The 16,534-nt window shown below is 61.6% G+C and carries 14 protein-coding genes and 1 tRNA gene; 7 read left to right on the top strand and 8 right to left on the bottom strand.

The window, feature by feature from the left end:
* The first annotated feature begins 10 nt into the window (after positions 1–10).
* From FAZ11_RS16115 to FAZ11_RS16125, 3 genes are read left to right on the top strand one after another with little or no spacing between them, the layout of a single operon-like run.
* The gene (locus tag FAZ11_RS16115; protein ID WP_058774047.1) at positions 11–1,450 is read left to right on the top strand and encodes an efflux transporter outer membrane subunit; all 1,440 of its coding nucleotides are present in this window, start codon (positions 11–13) and stop codon (positions 1,448–1,450) included.
* A gap of 53 nt (positions 1,451–1,503) precedes the next feature.
* On the top strand, positions 1,504–2,913 hold the full coding sequence (locus FAZ11_RS16120) for an ATP-binding protein (protein ID WP_058774048.1): 1,410 nt from the start codon (positions 1,504–1,506) through the stop codon (positions 2,911–2,913).
* A complete protein-coding gene (locus FAZ11_RS16125; protein ID WP_058774049.1) occupies positions 2,910–3,578 on the top strand; it encodes a response regulator in 669 nt (222 codons plus the stop codon). The genes FAZ11_RS16120 and FAZ11_RS16125 overlap by 4 nt, the downstream gene beginning before the upstream one ends.
* 212 nt (positions 3,579–3,790) lie before the next feature.
* On the opposite strand, the gene FAZ11_RS16130 is transcribed toward FAZ11_RS16125, so the two are convergent.
* On the bottom strand, positions 3,791–6,112 hold the full coding sequence (locus FAZ11_RS16130) for a KAP family P-loop NTPase fold protein (protein WP_081320075.1): 2,322 nt from the start codon (positions 6,110–6,112) through the stop codon (positions 3,791–3,793).
* A gap of 487 nt (positions 6,113–6,599) precedes the next feature.
* On the opposite strand from FAZ11_RS16130, the gene FAZ11_RS16135 reads away from it, so the two are divergent.
* The 4 genes from FAZ11_RS16135 to FAZ11_RS16150 all read left to right on the top strand — a co-directional run bounded on the left by FAZ11_RS16135 (position 6,600) and on the right by FAZ11_RS16150 (position 10,863).
* Positions 6,600–7,643, top strand: coding sequence for an SDR family oxidoreductase (locus FAZ11_RS16135; protein WP_058774050.1), 1,044 nt, complete (start codon positions 6,600–6,602; stop codon positions 7,641–7,643).
* A gap of 81 nt (positions 7,644–7,724) precedes the next feature.
* Entirely contained in the window at positions 7,725–8,264 is a 540-nt protein-coding gene (locus FAZ11_RS16140) for a DsbA family protein (RefSeq protein WP_058774051.1), read from the top strand.
* A 344-nt stretch (positions 8,265–8,608) separates the two neighbouring features.
* Entirely contained in the window at positions 8,609–10,234 is a 1,626-nt protein-coding gene (locus tag FAZ11_RS16145) for a methyl-accepting chemotaxis protein (RefSeq protein ID WP_058774116.1), read from the top strand.
* Positions 10,235–10,425: 191 nt separating this feature from the next.
* Positions 10,426–10,863 carry a YqaA family protein gene (locus FAZ11_RS16150; RefSeq protein ID WP_058774052.1) on the top strand — a complete coding sequence of 146 codons (438 nt, stop codon included), beginning with the start codon at positions 10,426–10,428 and terminating at the stop codon, positions 10,861–10,863.
* A 76-nt stretch (positions 10,864–10,939) separates the two neighbouring features.
* On the opposite strand, the gene FAZ11_RS16155 is transcribed toward FAZ11_RS16150, so the two are convergent.
* The 7 genes from FAZ11_RS16155 to pheT all read right to left on the bottom strand — a co-directional run bounded on the left by FAZ11_RS16155 (position 10,940) and on the right by pheT (position 16,521).
* Entirely contained in the window at positions 10,940–11,713 is a 774-nt protein-coding gene (locus FAZ11_RS16155; RefSeq protein ID WP_058774053.1) for a hypothetical protein, read from the bottom strand.
* Between the two features lie 488 nt (positions 11,714–12,201).
* A complete protein-coding gene (uraH, locus tag FAZ11_RS16160) occupies positions 12,202–12,600 on the bottom strand; it encodes a hydroxyisourate hydrolase (protein WP_058774054.1) in 399 nt (132 codons plus the stop codon).
* 11 nt (positions 12,601–12,611) lie between these two features.
* On the bottom strand, positions 12,612–13,088 hold the full coding sequence (locus FAZ11_RS16165) for a GlcG/HbpS family heme-binding protein (protein WP_058774055.1): 477 nt from the start codon (positions 13,086–13,088) through the stop codon (positions 12,612–12,614).
* Between the two features lie 268 nt (positions 13,089–13,356).
* A tRNA-Pro gene (locus FAZ11_RS16170) sits at positions 13,357–13,433 on the bottom strand.
* 63 nt (positions 13,434–13,496) lie between these two features.
* Positions 13,497–13,856: a MerR family transcriptional regulator gene (locus tag FAZ11_RS16175; RefSeq protein WP_058762407.1), complete on the bottom strand. Its 360-nt coding sequence runs from the start codon at positions 13,854–13,856 to the stop codon at positions 13,497–13,499.
* The gene (gene ihfA, locus FAZ11_RS16180; RefSeq protein WP_007159196.1) at positions 13,837–14,139 is read right to left on the bottom strand and encodes an integration host factor subunit alpha; all 303 of its coding nucleotides are present in this window, start codon (positions 14,137–14,139) and stop codon (positions 13,837–13,839) included. The genes FAZ11_RS16175 and ihfA overlap by 20 nt, the downstream gene beginning before the upstream one ends.
* A gap of 3 nt (positions 14,140–14,142) precedes the next feature.
* A complete protein-coding gene (pheT, locus tag FAZ11_RS16185) occupies positions 14,143–16,521 on the bottom strand; it encodes a phenylalanine--tRNA ligase subunit beta (RefSeq protein WP_058774056.1) in 2,379 nt (792 codons plus the stop codon).
* Positions 16,522–16,534: the final 13 nt, after the last annotated feature.

Consider the following 16,534-nt stretch of genomic DNA (forward strand, 5'->3'; position numbering starts at 1 on the left):
GGTGACGACCATGCCCGCCCTACGCGACCTCCCCCCGCTGCTCCTGCTGGCCCTGCTCGCTGGCTGCACCGTCGGCCCCGACTACCAAAGGCCCAGCGCTCCGCTCTCGACGCAATTCAAGGAGGCGGCCGGCTGGAAGGCCGCCAGTCCGCGCGACGACCAGGCCAAGGGCGCCTGGTGGCAAGCCTACGAAGATCCCCAGCTCGCGGCCCTGCTGGGCCAGGTGGCGGTCTCCAACCAGAACGTCGCCCAATACCAGGCGCTCTATCGCCAGGCCCGCGCCCTGGTGCGCGAAAGCCGCGCCGAGACCCTGCCCAGCGCCACCCTGGACGCCAAGGCGACCCGCAGCGAGAACGCCAGCAGTGCCAGCGGCTCCAGCAGTACCACGGCGGGGGGCGCCACGGTCAGGAACGCCGAGAGCCTGAGCCTCGGCCTGAGCTGGGACCTCGACCTCTGGGGCAAGCTGCGCCGCACCCTGGAAGAAGACCGCGCCAGTGCCCAGGCCAGCGCCGCGGAGCTGGCCAATGCCACCCTCAGCGCCCAGGCCGAGTTGGCCCAGGACTACTTCCAGCTGCGCATCCTGGATCGACGCCTGGCGCTCTACGACCAGACCCTGGCCGACTACCGCCGCTACCTGGCGGTGATCCAGAACCGCTACGACGAACAGCTCGCCTCCCGCGCCGACCTCGCCCAGGCGCGTACGCAACTGGACAGCGCCGAAGCCGACCGACTGGCCCTGACCGCCCAGCGCGCCCAGCTGGAGCACGCCATCGCCCTGCTGCTCGGCAAGCCGCCGGCGGACTTCAGCCTGGCCGTCGATCCGCACTGGCAGGCGCGGCTGCCGGACATCCCCGCCGGCCTGCCCACCGCCTTGCTGGAGCGCCGTCCCGACATCGCCCAGGCCGAGCGGCAGGTGGCCGCCGCCAATGCCGCCATCGGCGTGGCCACCGCCGCCTACTACCCGGACCTGACCCTGAGCGCCAGCGGCGGCTACCAGAGCAGCCTGCTCGGCGAGCTGTTCAAGACCCCCAGTCGCTTCTGGTCCCTAGGTCCGACCCTTTCCGGCACCCTGTTCGACTTCGGCGCCACCCGCGCCGGCGTCGATCAGGCCCGCGCCGCCTACGACGCCAAGGTCGCCAGCTACCGGCAGACGGTGCTCACCGCCCTCGGCGAAGTGGAGGATTACCTGGTGGCCCTGCATACCCTGGACCCCGAGATTGCCGCCCAGCGCCGGGCCGTGGCCGCCGCCCGCGACTCGGCCAGTGTGACCCGCGACCAATACGAGGCCGGCATGATCGACTACCTGGACGTGGCCACCACCCAGGCCACCCAGCTCAGCCAGGAGCAGAGCCTGCTGCAGCTGGAATCCAGCCAGTTGGTGACCAGTGTCCAGCTGCAGATGGCCCTGGGCGGCGACTGGCAGGCCACGCGCCTGGCCGACGAGCCCTGACAGCAAGAGCCGGAGCTGCTAGCGTGCCCCTACCTTCCGCCGCCGAGATCCGCATGGGCCTGCTTCGCCTGTCGCTGTCCGCCAAGGTCTTTCTCGCCGCCCTGGCGCTCTGCGCCTTCGCCGTGCTGGGCATGGCCTGGGCCTCTTACTTGAGCTTCTCGCGGGATTTCCTCGGCTACCTCAACGGCCAGGCCGAGCAGCGGCTGGACGCCCTGGTGCCGCGCTTCGAGCACGCCTATGCCGAGCATGGCAGCTGGAACTTCCTGCTCAACCAGCATCCCCCCGAGGCCTGGATTCAGCTGCTGCGGCCGGAGTTGCCACCGAATACCACCACGCGGCCCTCCCCGCCGGTGTCGGATCTCACCGGTGCCTTTCTGCGCTTCTCGCTGCTGGACGCCGACCGTCGCTACCTGATCGGCTTTCGCGATTTGCCACCCAAGCCGCTGCTGCGCGCCCTCCACTGGCAAGGCCAGGTGGTCGGCTGGCTGGCGCTGACCCCCTTCGAGGCGGTGATCAGCGACGGCGACCGCCGCTTCCAGCAGAGCCAGATCCGCTCCAGCCTGGTGATCGCCTTCGTCTGCCTGCTGCTGGCCGCCGCCCTGGCCTGGTGGATCGCCCGCACCCTGCTGCGACCGATCCGCACCGTGGCGGCCGCTACCCACCGCCTGGCGGCCGGCGACTACGGTATCCAGCTGCCCATCCGCTCCGCCGACGAGGCCGGCCAGCTGGCCCAGGACTTCAATCGCCTGGCCAAGGCCCTGGCGGACAACGAACGCCAGCGCCGGGTGTTCATGGCCGATATCTCCCACGAATTGCGCACGCCGCTGGCGGTGCTCAAGGGCGAACTGGAGGCGATGGAGGACGGCATCCGGCCGTTGGATATCGGCGGTTTGAAGTCGCTGCAGACCGAGGTCGGCTCGCTGAACAAACTGGTGGACGACCTCTTCGAACTGTCCCTGGCCGAAGTCGGCGGCCCCACCTATCGCCATGAGGCGGTGGACCTCACGACCCTGCTGGCATTGACCGCCGACGCCTGGCGCCCGCGCTTTCACCAGGCCGGCCTGGACCTGCAACTGACATTGCCGGACGCCCCCCTGATGATCCGTGGCGACGAGGCGCGCCTCGGCCAATTGTTCTACAACCTGCTGGAAAACAGCTTGAGATACACCGAGGCACCCGGCAAGGTGCGCCTCGCCGCGCGCCAGGTCGGCCCACTGCTGCAGGTCGACCTGCAAGACTCCGCCCCCGGCGTACCCGCCGCCGATCGCGAGCGGCTGTTCGAACGCTTCTATCGCGTCGAGGGCTCGCGCAGCCGCCGCAGCGGTGGCGCCGGTCTGGGTCTGGCCATCTGCCGCGGCATCGCCGAGGTCCATGGCGGGCACCTGCAGGCACAGGCCTCCCCCCTGGGCGGTCTCTGGCTGGAACTCCAGCTGCCCGCCCTCGACGAGAGGAGCCCAACATGAACCAGACCATCCTGCTGGTAGAAGACGAACCCAAGCTCGCCGCCCTGCTCGGCGACTACCTCAGGGCCGCCGGCTTCGCCTGCGACTGGCGCGCCGACGGCCAGGAAGCCCTGGCGACCATCCGCGCCACGCCGCCCGACCTGGTGCTGCTCGACCTCATGCTGCCCGGCCTGGATGGCCTGGAGGTGTGCCGTGCGGTACGCACCTTCAGCGCCCTGCCGATCATCATGGTCACCGCCCGGGTCGACGAGATCGACCGCCTGCTCGGCCTGGAACTGGGCGCCGACGACTACATCTGCAAGCCCTTCAGCCCGCGCGAGGTAGTCGCGCGGGTCAAGGCCGTACTGCGTCGCAGTGCGACGGGCAGCCCGGCCACACCCAGCGGCTTGCAATTGGACGCCGAAGCCTACCAGGCCAGCTTCAACGGTCAGCCCCTGGAGCTGACCCCGGTGGAATTCCGCCTGCTGGCGACCCTGGCCAAGCACCCCGGCAAGGTGCTCTCCCGCGACCAATTGCTCAACCACCTGCACGCCGACTACCGCATCGTCACCGACCGCACCGTCGACAGCCACGTGCGCAACGTCCGCCGCAAACTGCACCGCCTCGACCCGGACTGCGAGCTGATCCGTTCGATCTATGGCGTGGGGTATTGTCTGGAGCCTTGAGGCGGGTTGACCGGGCTCAGGCGGTTGCATGTGAGCTCCAGTCGGCTCCTTTCGTTTAGAAAATTAATAGACCACTGTCTATTTAATAGCTGCCCTGCCCGCAAAAACCATATATTTGGCCATAAAAGATAGACAGCAATAACATTATCATGCAGCCGCAAAAAATTTTTTAAAACAAAAATGAACGACACCTGCAAGTGAATCATTCAAGCTTACAGATAAATAAAACTATCTTCACCCTTCGACCAAGCATCCAAGTGCTTACGAAGAGTCACCAAAGCCAATTCACACCCTGGGAAATCCAACAAGTTAATAGAGTCACATCTCTTTCTTGCTTCATCCAAACCAATGAAATCACTAATATTATCTTTACTGAACATATTGTGGAATTTCGATACGCGATCCCCTACCGCATGACTTGTACCGACACTCATCATTCCTTTAATAAGACTAACGAACCCTTCGTCTGTACTACTGACTTTCGACACCCAGTCTCTTGGCTCATCAATAGAACCTGAAAAACTCTTCCATCGATATAGCAAGGACACAAGGTCCGGCTCACTGATCATTTTTTCCTCATCTGTGGCAAGATCTCTGACCAACTGCAGCCAGACTGACTTCATTTCATTAACAGTATTCAAATCAAGCGCAGGATCAAATTTGTCCGACCCTCTATGATCATTGGGATCGCTCAAATGGATCAAAATCCCAGCAACGGAAAGCGCTTTGGTCGTGCGTAGCGACTCTATCGCGAGCATTCCCCTGATGCTCTCTGGTATATTTTTTAGATACCAAGATGTTGCTCGCCATGCGGAAACCCATGGCGAACTGAAAGAACTCTGCTGGGAACCTACAAATTTTTGCGCAATTAAAAACATTCCAGGTAATAAAATTGGGGCATGCTCCACTGGTAAGCGCCCTACAGACTCATCCAGTCTATTCACAAGAGAGGCCAACAAACCCTCTCTCTCGATCTCAAGAATGAGATACCCAAGAGTTTTAGGATCGGACGATGCCTCAAGAAACTCGACAAATCGGCGCTCCGAAATTTCACCGAGTGCTGTTTGCAGCTCAAAGTAACGAGGAAAGAAACGAGAAGTACATACGCGTTTTTCTGTCAGCCACTGCTGACGAGAACCTTCACCGTAGTGTGTATTTCCCAAGACCCCTTCAATGGTAGGAAATAGATATACAACGGTGCTTCGGGCGAGTTCACGACGCACTTCTGGAACAATCTCAATCACTGCATTTAAAAGTTCCTTTGCCCCTGCCGCTCTGCCATCGCCTCTATACCGATGCTCCTGCAAAAACAACGATCTTTCTCTAAAAATAGCTTCATGTAGGTCTGGCTCAAAAACGCGCAGCGTCTCCAAAACCAAAAAATCTATTATATTTACTTCAAATAGATTTTCGTCGGCGTGAAGTGGTATGTGTACCGCGATGGAAGAAAGCAGCCTGTAAGCATCTCGCATATTAAGTAAATGAGGCTGGATACAGCCTATCAAGCCATTACCCCAACGTATATCTGAAAAACCATTTTGTTCTGTAGCATATTGAATTGCTAATTGAGATAGTTGCTCAGCAAAAATCTTATGCACCATACCTATTGAAACAGCAGGAAGATCAAAGTTAGCTTGTACAATTTTCTCAAGAAACGCACGACCGTTCCCAGCCGCAATCGGATCAAGAGCTTTTTCTACAATGCTCGGCTGAAATAGCAAAACAAAAACAATGTTAGGCAAATTTGCATTTGACTTTACCTGCTTTAACAGCACACGTATTTGATCAGGCTCAAGTCTATCAATATCATCAACAAATACAATTAGCGGACGCTTTAACCTGCGCAGTCGCCTCTCTAGATCCACACGAGCCTTTTCAAGAGGCTCACTACTGCGATCACGCCCAAAATATTTTAATAAATTTCCGCCCAACGACGTCGCAATAGATAGGCCTGCAAGAACAGCTGCGACTATCGCAGCAGTAGGAAGACTGAAGCCTATCGCTGCAGCAACGGAAACCACTGAAGCGTTCGTCAGTATTGACGAGATCTTCTGACCTGCTCCCAATTGTTTGAGCGGTAAACTAGCACCAGCAAGTATTTCACCATAGCGCCTCAACGTTCGCGCGCGCTCTACAGCAGCCCGGGAGTAGCCGCCGCCTAGTCGATCAGCCATCTGACCAAAAAGTGCTCTTGTGATGGCCTCACCGTCCCCCCACTGCCAAGGGTTGAAATCGAGCCAATCCGCTTTACCACTATTGGCTTCAAGCTTTTCAATTACAAGATACTTGAGTGAAGACTTACCAAATCCCCAGCCACCTCGAATCGCAAAAACACGACCTTCGCGAAGACTCAGTTCTGAAAGCACATCAGCGATACGACTAGCGTAGTCTGATCTTCTAAGGCGATCCTCGGCCTTCGTACGAATTGGAGTATCCGATCCAATTTCCACCGACTGCACTGCTAAGGACTCGCCACCTAGCTTTTTTTCTTGCCTATAGAAGTACTGCTTAAGAAAAAACCATAACGCAGCCATTGACCACCTCCGCTAGAAATGCAAACTAATTTCGCAGTCAAAATATGACTCTATACCAGAAACTCAAAATTCAAAATATTTATCTTAAATCCAAAGACAGGCATCCAAACTTACACCGAAATAAAATTAAAACAATCAAAATAAATCACATTGGGGTCGCGCAACGCCGCCATTACCCGCCCTAAACATCAACCAAAACCAATCAAATTCACAGATATTATTAATCAAACAAATCAAAAAAGACAGGATACTAATTAACCAATCTCTTACACCAAAACAACAAGCCTAAAACTTAATCATTCCAAATTTCGGAGGAGGAAGTTGGACTAGCTTAGCCTGGAGACTCCAAGACTGGACAGCGAAGCTTCCACAGTGACCGTAATTGGCGCGGCATAGAACCCCGACCGTCCAGCCCGACGCGGGGACAAATCGAGGGCAGCCGGGGTCTCCCCTTCATCGCCCTCGACAGACTTCACCGGGAGACCCCATGACAGCAAGACAGCTACTCATCGCCGGCGCCAGCGGCATCATAGGCCAGGCCGTGCTGGACGCCTTTGCCCAGGGCGGCTGGTCCATCATCACCGTGGGCCGCTCGCAGGACGCGCCGAGCCGCTTCCCCCACGTGACCGCCGACCTGCTGGATGTCGACAGCCTAACCGACGCCAGGGACAGGTTCGCCGGGGTGACCCACCTCTTCTATAGTGCGCTCAAGCCCAATCCGGACCCGGGCGTGGAGGCCGATGAAAACGCCGCCATGCTGGAAAACCTGGTGGCCGCGGTACGTAGCGCGGGCGCCCCCCTGGCACGCATCACCTTCGTCCAGGGCGGCAAGATCTACGGCGCCCACCTGGGCGTCTACAAGACGCCAGCGCGGGAAGACGACAGCCGCCACTTCCCGCCCAACCTCTATTTCCGCCACGAGGATTTCGTCCGCAGTCTGGAAGGGGACGGCATCCGCTGGACCGCCCTGCGGCCCGACATCGTCATCGGTCACTCGCTCGGTTCGGCGATGAACCTGGGCAATCTCATCGGCCTCTATGGCGCCCTCTGCCGGGAGACCGGCACCGCCATGCAGTTCCCCGGCCCGGAGCAGGCCTATCGCGGCGCCCTGGTCAACGTCACCGCCGCGCCGCTGCTGGGCGAGGCAGCGGTCTGGGCCGCCGAAGAAGAACGCGACGGCGCCTTCAACCTCACCAATGGCGACGTCTTCCGCTGGAGCCATGTCTGGCCCAAGCTGGCCGACTGGTTCGGCCTGGAAGTGGGCGAGCCCCAGCCGATCTCCCTGGACCAGCGGCTGACCGCGCTCAAGCCGACCTGGCAGGCCTTGGCCCAACGCGAGAACCTGATCGAAGCCGATCCCCGGCGGATCGCACCCGGTGCCTTTGGCGACTTCATCTTCCATGTCGAGAAGGACGCCATCTTCGACGTGACCAAGGCGCGTCAGGCTGGCTTCCAGCGGATGATCCTGAGGTCGGACGAGGTGCTGCTGGAGCACCTGGAGGACATGCGGCGGCGGCGCCTGATTCCCTGAGAGCCTTCCGCACCGGGCAAACACCAGGGACGGCGTGCGGTCTCATTCCGGTCGCTTCGCCCAACGTCACAGGAGCTCTTGATGTACACCGACACCCTCAGTTGGGGCCAAGGCCCGCGCACCTTCGAAGTCTTTCTCGAACCCACCTGCCCCTTCTCGGTCAAGGCCTTCAACAAGCTCGACGACCTGCTGGCCCAGGCCGGCCCTGACCGGCTCACCCTGAAGATCCGCCTGCAATCCCAGCCTTGGCACCTGTTCTCCGGCGTGGTGGTACGTTGCGTGCTGGCCGCGGAAACCCTCGCAGGCGGCAAGGAGAGCGCCAAGGCGGTACTGGCCGCGGTCGCCGCTCACCGCGAGGAATTCGAGTTCAAGGATCACGCCACCGGTCCCAACCGCGACGCCACGCCCAACGCCATCATCGCCCGCCTGGAAGGCTACAGCGGTCTGGCCCTGGCCGAGGCCTTCGCCAATCCCGACCTGCAGCACGCCATCAAATGGCACTGCAAGTACGCCCGCCAGAACGGCATCCATGTCTCGCCCACCTTCATGATCGACGGCCTGGTGCAGCCGGATATGGGCAGCGGTGATGCCGTAGCGGACTGGATCGCACGGTTGAATTGACGCGGGCGCAGCCATTCGTCTGATGTTTTAGCGATGGACGGTGTGACGCCCTTCTCGGGCCACCGAGGGTGCGATCTCCATTCAACTTGGCCCCAGGCACCAATGGTAGTACTCGCACCCCGCCTAAAACCGCTTGCACCGGAGACTCGTACCGCCCACCCCCCTGCTAAACAGTCGGACGGTAGGCTGCGGTATTACCAAACGGCAACACGGTAGTTCAGCGGAAATAACCGGACCGATAAATCCACAGGGAAAGTCCGGTCTTCTATACAGAAAATGTATTGCAGAACCTGAACGAGCCGCCAATAACCTGAGGACACCGATTACCTGAAAGGATGTTCATCATGCTGCTCCGGCGGATGGGATTGACGCCAAGGGCTGTTTTCATCTTTTCGATTATCGTCGCAATCGTATTCGCACTAGGGATTGCTGCCGTCGTGCAGATGGGCAAGCTCAAGGACTCAGAGAAAGTCGTGGAAGACGACTGGATGGAAAGCGTGCGCCAGGCCGGCCTGATCAGCTCCAGCATGCTGCGGCTCCGGCTGGAAAGCCTGAGAGGCACGACCACCGGCGATACGCAACTGCGCCAGAAGGTCCTGGACGACTTCCCCAAATACCGCAAAGCCCTGGTCGATGCGATCGCGCAATACGCCCCGCTGGTTTCCAGTGCAGAGGAGCGCGGACTATACGAGCAAATCCGTACTACCTCCGATAACTACCAGCAGCTGCTGGAAAAATTCGAAGCCCTGTTCCGCAGCGGCGACAATGCCGCCGCGCTGACCCTGATCAATGGCGACATCCGCCCGGTCACCGACAGCATGCAACAGCAGCTGCAGGGGCTCATCGAATTCAACGACAGAGGCGCCGAACAGGCTGGAGCAGAGGCCAATGAAATCTATGCGACGGGCTTGAGACTGGTCATCGGGCTGATCGCCGCCACCTTGCTGGCAACCTGCATCCTGGCGTTCCTGCTCATTCGCAGCATCACCGTCCCCATTGGCGAAGCCTTACGCATCGCCCAGCGTATCGCCGCCAAGGACCTTTCCGAACGCATCACCGTCGTGGGTCAGGACGAAGCTGCCGGCCTGTTGACCGCCCTGGTACAGATGCAGGGCAACCTGAAAACCACCATCACCCATCTCTCCGAGAGCTCGACCCAGCTGGCTGCCGCTGCGGAAGAGATGACCGCGGTGATCGACGAGGGCAATCGTGGCCTGGTGCGCCAGAACGACGAGGTCAACCAGGCGGCCACGGCCGTCACCGAGATGAGCGCCGCTGTCGACGAGGTGGCACGCAATGCCGAGCAGACCGCCGAAGCCTCGCAACGCACCCAGGGCCTCACCCATGTCGGGCTGGGCCATGTCAGTTCCACCCTGACCGCGATCCGCGACCTGAGCCAGAACGTGGGCGATACCAGCGAACAGGTCCAGGCCTTGTCGTCCCGCGCCCAGGAAGTCAGCTCCGTGGTCGAGGTGATCCGCTCCATCGCCGAGCAGACCAACCTCCTCGCCCTCAACGCCGCGATCGAGGCGGCACGTGCCGGCGAACAGGGCCGGGGCTTCGCCGTAGTGGCCGACGAGGTGCGCGCGCTCGCCCATCGCACCCAGCAATCGACGCGCGAAATCGAGCAGATGATCAGCGCCATGCAAAGCGATTCGCAGCAGGCCACTCAAGCCATCCAGAACAGTCGCCAGATGGCGGGCCAGTCGATCCAGGTGGCGCAGAACGCCAGCAGCGCCCTGACGGAGATCGCCGGAGCCATGGCGACCATCAACGAACGTAATGCCCTGATCGCCACGGCGGCGGAAGAACAGGCCCAGGTCGCCCGGGAAATCGATCGCAACCTCATCAGCATCAAGGATCTCTCGCACCAGACGGCGACCGGCAGCCACCAGACGGCAACCGCCAGCAACGAAGTCTCGCGGCTGGCCATGGGCTTGCACCAGGTCGTCGCTGAATTCGTGCTTTGACCGACCGAGCCGCCAGGCGGTAGCCGATCAGGCGGCGGGAAGCGCTCCAGACCACTAGGACGCTTCCCGCGGCACCGCTCTCGACCTTTCCCGGCGGCCGTCTTCGCGCCTTCGGCCTTTCTGCACTACCCTGGCTGGACGCCTGATCACGGCCCGACAGGCCTGCGCCTTACCATCATGGAGATCCCGTCCTGGAAGCCCTGAGCGTCTACCTGGGCCTGAGCGCCCTGGCCTTCGGCGCCGCCACCCTGCTCCCCCTGCAATCGGAAGCCGCGCTGGCCGGGCTGCTGCTGACCGAGCGCTACGCGACAGCACTCCTGCTGCTGGCTGCCACCCTCGGCAACGTCGCCGGCTCGACGCTGAATTGGTGGCTGGGCCTGCACCTCGAACGCTTCCGCCAGCGTCGCTGGTTCCCGGTATCGCCAGAGCGGCTGACGCGCATCCAGGCGGCCTACCACCGTTATGGCTGGTGGTCGCTGCTGCTCAGTTGGACACCGATCATCGGCGACCCCCTGACCCTGGTAGCCGGGGTGATGCGGGAACCGCTCTGGCGCTTTCTGCTGGCCGTGACCCTGGCCAAGGCCACCCGCTACGTCCTGGTCGCCTGGCTCGCCCTGGGCTGGCGGTGAGGATCAAAGGTCAGTTGATCGCGAGGGGCCGCTGTTTCGCTCTCCTGAGCGACTGCAATTACCCTGGGCCCGTCGATCAGCTGGCCTGGCGAGTCCGCTGACCCAACCAGGCCGCCTCGACGGCGGCAAGATCGGCCCGCGGGATGAGCTCGGCAGGAACGCGGCTGGTGCGCGAGAGATTGAACACCTGGCGCCCTTCGGCCGCGAGCACCGTCTGCATGATCGTCAGGCCGGGCAGGATGCGGTGATACAGATGCTCGTCCAGGCCGCAGGGCGATGCTGGACGGTTACCGTCCTCATAGAACCGCGGTGCCTGGGCGTTGAGATCGACGCCGGCCAGATAAAGCTCCGTGAAACCCAGGTGGTAGGCCAGTTGCAGGGCAATGTAGGCGACGGTACGGACATCGAAGATGCCGTAATCCATATCGCGACTGAAACCTAGGTCGCGCGCCCGCCGGCTGAGCAAGGTGAGGATGCGTTCAGCCTGATCGCGCTCGCGCCCGAGGTAATGCTCCAGACGCCGACTGGGCGCGCGCCTCAGCACATGGGCCTTGCCCTGTAGCTTCGCCGATAACCTTTCGATCGCCGCCGGCCACAACGCCAGCCGTTGCGCCTGCTCGAGTCCGAGTTCGTAGAGGTCGGGTTGCTGCTCGGCAAAGCTCAGGTCGCTGCACACATAGAACAGCGGGCGGATACCACTCCCACTCAGCTTGGCGATGGCGCCGTTCATGGTGATGATCGGCACATCCCGCCAGGCGTCCAGGCAGAGCTCTGCCGCCGAAGGTCCGGAGGCGAGCAGAAGTACCGGACCGTGTTGGCTGTTGCGGAGTGACGCGAAGCCCTGGCTCACGACTGCGACCTGCCTGAGATCGCGTAAGCAAAACAGCTGGAAAAGCTAAGCGAAGACCGATCGGACGGCATACCCACCAGCTCCCGATAAAGCAACGGTGAACGTCATTGGTCATACATGATCGATGGCGCCGGCCGAAAAAATAACGGGGCACAACAACGATTGACGCGATCAACGCTACACATTGCCGATTAGGACTCACTTAATGCCGTTGTCTCGACGGCCTCCTCCACAGCCATTAATCAACTTATTCATAAGCTAGAACCATCCCGACTGCCCCAGGGGTTGCAGCGCTACCGAGGCCGGTGCCCCCATTTCAACCCAAGGAAAAACAGGTCCCATGACCTTGCCGCCCAGCCTGCAGCGCGCCGCTCTTGAGGGACCTGGGATACGGGAAGAGGCGGCGGGCGCTATCGCTTTTCAACAGACCGCACGGCGCCGGCCTAGGCGCAGCAGAAGAGTGCAAGGCAGGCCGCCTCGCCATCCCGCTAGGAGCCGCGGTAGGTGCTGAATCCATAGGGACTGAGCAGCAGCGGAATATGGTAGTGCTGCGCCGGCTGGGTCACCTCGAACACCACCGGAATCTCCGGGAAGAAGGCGCTACGCCCCTGCTGGCGGTAGTAGTCCCCGGTCTTGAAGACCACCCGGTACTCACCCTTCGCAAAAGTCTGGTCCTCGGGAAACAGCGCCGGCACTCGCCCCTGCTCGTTGGTGACCTCTTCCGCCAGCGGCTGCCAGCTCTCGCCTACCTGGCGCTCCAGGGTCACGTGAACCCCCGCCGAGGGCACCCCGGTTTCCAGATTCAACACATGGACACTGAGGGGATTGGGCGCGGCGACGGCCAGGCCCGGTAGCGCCAAGGCGGCCAAGAGCACGAAAGTCTTCATGGGATTCTCCTTTAGGGATGGGATTGCAAAGCGAGGTGTCGAGCCGCGGCCAGCGCACAGCGCTCATCGGCCCCGCCACCGCCGGCACCGGCGATGCCCAGGGCACCAACCAGTTGGTCGCCTTCATAGAGCGGGATACCACCGCCCAGCAGCAGCAACTCGGGCAGCGTGACGAGGTTGGCCGCATCGGGGTTTTGCCGCGCACGTTCGGCCAGCGCCTGTGACGACGTGCGGGTGGACAGCGCGGTGAAAGCCTTGCGCCGCGCCGCCTCGGCGTTGTGCGGCCCAACGCGGGTATCGCGCTGCAGGAGGATCGGCTGGCCGCTGCGGTCGAGCACCGCGAGAGCCGCGCTGCAGGGCGCGGCCTGCGCCAAGCGCTGGGCGGTCGCGAGGTCGAGATCGGGATGCTGCGGCAGGGCCGCCTGCGCCTGATCGAGCAGCGCGGTCCCCAGCAGGGTGAGAGTCAGAGAAGAAAGAAAGCGCGACATGATTCGAGGTCCAGGAGATGACCTCGCTAAATTATCCTGATCGAATGGTCAGGAATTGGTACCGGCGCATGACAATTTTGTCAGGGATATAGAGGCATGGACAGGCAGGATCGAAGATCCGCAGGGGTAAAAAGCAGGTCCTATGAAAAGGAAGAGAGCCAAGCAGGATAAAGGCCCAGCGCTAGATCCGTTGCCAGCTACAAGGTAGATTTTTGACCTACAAAACAAAGAGGCCAATCGTTTCCGATTGGCCTCTTTGTTTACTATTTGGTCGGGACGGAGTGATTCGAACACTCGACCCCTTGCACCCCATGCAAGTGCGCTACCAGGCTGCGCTACGCCCCGACTGTGTTCCCTAGGGAACGGCGTGCATCTTACTGCAACACTTTGATTAACGGAAGCTTTTTTTCACTTTTTCAGTACGACGAGGACTTCTTCGAGTTCGCTGATCATCTGGCGGATGAGCTGGTGGTATTGCGAACCTTCATCACGGGTCTCGTCGCCCTGGGTGAGACGCTGCCGCGCCCCGCCGATGGTGAAACCTTCGTTGTACAGCAGTGCGCGGATCTGGCGGATCATCAGCACGTCATGGCGCTGGTAGTAGCGCCGGTTTCCGCGTCGTTTCACCGGGTTGAGCTGGGGAAATTCCTGCTCCCAGTAGCGCAGCACGTGCGGCTTGACCAGGCAAAGGTCGCTCACCTCACCGATGGTGAAGTAGCGCTTGCCCGGTATGGGCGGCAGCTCGTCGTTATGACTTGGTTCCAGCATAGGCCTCGACCCTGGCTTTGAGTTTCTGCCCGGGGCGGAAGGTCACCACACGGCGGGCCGTGATGGGTATTTCCTCCCCCGTTTTGGGATTGCGTCCGGGGCGCTGGCGCTTGTCGCGCAGGTCGAAGTTGCCGAAACCGGACAACTTGACCTGCTCGTTGCTTTCGAGCGCATGACGAATTTCTTCGAAGAACAGTTCGACCAATTCCTTGGCTTCACGTTTGTTCAGACCGAGCTCTTCAAACAGACGTTCGGCCATCTCAGCTTTCGTCAGGGCCCCCATGCGCTATTTCCTTAACGTGGCGTTGAACCTTCTTTCCAGAGAAACGAGGATTTTCTGCGTCGTTTCGTTGACTTCTTCATCGGTTAATGTGCGCGATGGATGTTGCAAGGTCAAGCCAATGGCGACGCTTTTTCTATGCGGATCAATACCTTTGCCTTGGTAGACGTCGAATAGACGTAGCTCCTTGAGGCCGTCTCCGGCGTTTTCGCGGATGTCAGCCAGGAGGTCACCAGCGGCGACGGTTTCGTCCACTACCAGCGCCAGGTCACGCCGCACTTCCGGGAAGCGCGACAGCTCACCAAAGCGCGGCAGGCTGCCGGTGGTCAGGGCATCCAGCACCAGCTCGAAGAGGAATACCGGACGATCTACGTCCAGCTCACGCGCCACTTCCGGATGCAAGGCGCCCAGGTAGCCCACCGGCTGCCCTGCCCGCTCGATCAGCGCGGTCTGCCCCGGGTGCAACGCCGGATGCTCGCCTGAGACGAAGCGGAAGTCGCTACCTGCCCCAGCCTGGGCCAGCAGCGCCTCGACATCGGCCTTGACGTCGAAGAAGTCCACCGCCTCACGGCCGGACGACCAGCTCTCCGGCAGACGCGAACCGCAGACCGCACCGGCCAGGACGTTTTCCTGGACCAGGTTATCCAGTTGACCGACGAATCTCAGCCCCGACTCGAACAGCCGGACGCGGTCCTGCTGACGGTTGAGGTTGTATTGCACCGCCTTGACCAGACCCGGCCACAGCGAAGAGCGCATCGCGGCCATGTCGGTGGAGATGGGGTTGGCCAGCATCACCGGCTGGGCCTCGGGGGCGAACAGACGGAAGGTCTTTTCGTCGATGAAGCTGTAGGTGATGGCTTCCTGGTAACCGCGGGCCACCAGCAGGCGACGCAGCTGGCTCAGTTCGCCCTTGCTTTCGGGCAGGGGTTGCGGCGCCAGGCGTGCCTGGGGAAAACGGATCGGCAGCTGGTTGTAGCCGTACAGGCGGGCCAGTTCTTCGATCAGATCCACTTCGATGCTGATGTCGAACCTGTGGCTGGGCACGCCTACCTGCCAGCGACCGGCTTCCAGGCGGGCTACGGCCAGACCCAGACCACTGAGCAGCCGCTCGACCTGGGCATCGTCCAGGGTCAGACCCAGGACGCGCTCGATGCGCTCGGCGCGCAGCAGGATCGGCTCGACCTGCGGCAGGTGCTCGGCACTCACCACCTCGATGACCGGACCGGGCTCGCCACCGACGATGTCCAGCAGCAGGCGGGTCGCGCGCTCCATGGCCTTGCGCGCCAGCTCGAAGTCCACGCCCCGCTCGAAACGGTGGGAGGAATCGGTGTGCAGGCCATAGGAACGGGCCTTGCCGGCCACGGCGATGGTGTCGAAGAAGGCGCTTTCCAGGAACAGATCGCGGGTACCGGCGGCCACACCGCTGTGCTCGCCGCCCATCACGCCAGCGATGGCCAGGGCACGCTCGTGGTCGGCGATCACCAGGGTATCGTTACGCAGTTCGATGTCCTGGCCGTCCAGCAGCACCAGGCGCTCGCCGGCATCGGCCAGGCGTACCCGGATGCCACCCTTGATCTGGTCCAGATCGAAGGCATGCATGGGCTGACCCAGTTCGAGCATCACATAGTTGGTAACGTCGACGGCGGCGTCGATGCTGCGCACGCCGCTACGGCGCAGGCGCTCGACCATCCAGTCCGGGGTTGGACGGGACAGGTCGACATTCTTGACCACGCGACCTAGGTAGCGCGGGCAAGCCTCGGGCGTCAGCACCTCGACCGGGCGGGTCTCCTGGTGCACGGGGGCCACCGGCTCGACCTGCAGCGGCTCGACCGCGGTGTCGTAGAGCGCACCGACTTCCCGCGCCAGACCGGCGATGGACAGGCAGTCGCCGCGGTTCGGCGTCAGGTCGACGTCGATGATGGCGTCGTCCAGCTGCAGGTAGCTGCGGACGCTCTCGCCCACCGGAGCAGCGGCGGGAAGCTCCAGCAGTCCGCTGTTGTCGTCGCTGATCTGCAGTTCGCTGGCCGAGCAGAGCATGCCGTGGGATTCCACGCCGCGCAGCTTGGCCTTCTTGATGGTGAAATCACCGGGCAGGGTGGCGCCGACGGTGGCGAAGGGCACCTTCAGGCCGGCGCGCACATTGGGCGCACCACAGACCACCTGGAAGGATTCCTGACCGTTGCTCACCTGGCAGACATTGAGCTTGTCGGCATCGGGATGACGCTCGACGGAAACCACCTCGCCGACGATGACGCCTTGGAAGCTACCAGCCGCCGCTTCGACGCCGTCCACTTCCAGGCCGGCCATGGACAGCCGGGCGACCAGATCCTCGTGCGTAGCCGCGGGGTTCACCCAGCTACGCAGCCATTGTTCACTGAATTTCATAGGACTCCCGTCT

It is taken from the genome of Pseudomonas rhizoryzae (genome assembly GCF_005250615.1).
Classification (GTDB): Bacteria; Pseudomonadota; Gammaproteobacteria; order Pseudomonadales; family Pseudomonadaceae; genus Chryseomonas; species Chryseomonas rhizoryzae.

Excerpts from the sequence above, each read along its gene's own strand:
- FAZ11_RS16115 (WP_058774047.1), top strand. The coding sequence starts at position 11 with ATGCCCGCCCTACGCGACCTCCCCCCGCTGCTCCTGCTGGCCCTGCTC.
- FAZ11_RS16145 (WP_058774116.1), top strand. The coding sequence starts at position 8,609 with ATGCTGCTCCGGCGGATGGGATTGACGCCAAGGGCTGTTTTCATCTTT.
- FAZ11_RS16165 (WP_058774055.1), bottom strand. The coding sequence starts at position 13,088 with ATGTCGCGCTTTCTTTCTTCTCTGACTCTCACCCTGCTGGGGACCGCG.
- FAZ11_RS16135 (WP_058774050.1), top strand. The coding sequence starts at position 6,600 with ATGACAGCAAGACAGCTACTCATCGCCGGCGCCAGCGGCATCATAGGC.
- FAZ11_RS16140 (WP_058774051.1), top strand. The coding sequence starts at position 7,725 with ATGTACACCGACACCCTCAGTTGGGGCCAAGGCCCGCGCACCTTCGAA.
- uraH (WP_058774054.1), bottom strand. The coding sequence starts at position 12,600 with ATGAAGACTTTCGTGCTCTTGGCCGCCTTGGCGCTACCGGGCCTGGCC.
- pheT (WP_058774056.1), bottom strand. The coding sequence starts at position 16,521 with ATGAAATTCAGTGAACAATGGCTGCGTAGCTGGGTGAACCCCGCGGCT.
- FAZ11_RS16125 (WP_058774049.1), top strand. The coding sequence starts at position 2,910 with ATGAACCAGACCATCCTGCTGGTAGAAGACGAACCCAAGCTCGCCGCC.
- ihfA (WP_007159196.1), bottom strand. The coding sequence starts at position 14,139 with ATGGGGGCCCTGACGAAAGCTGAGATGGCCGAACGTCTGTTTGAAGAG.
- FAZ11_RS16175 (WP_058762407.1), bottom strand. The coding sequence starts at position 13,856 with ATGCTGGAACCAAGTCATAACGACGAGCTGCCGCCCATACCGGGCAAG.
- FAZ11_RS16130 (WP_081320075.1), bottom strand. The coding sequence starts at position 6,112 with ATGGCTGCGTTATGGTTTTTTCTTAAGCAGTACTTCTATAGGCAAGAA.
- FAZ11_RS16120 (WP_058774048.1), top strand. The coding sequence starts at position 1,504 with ATGGGCCTGCTTCGCCTGTCGCTGTCCGCCAAGGTCTTTCTCGCCGCC.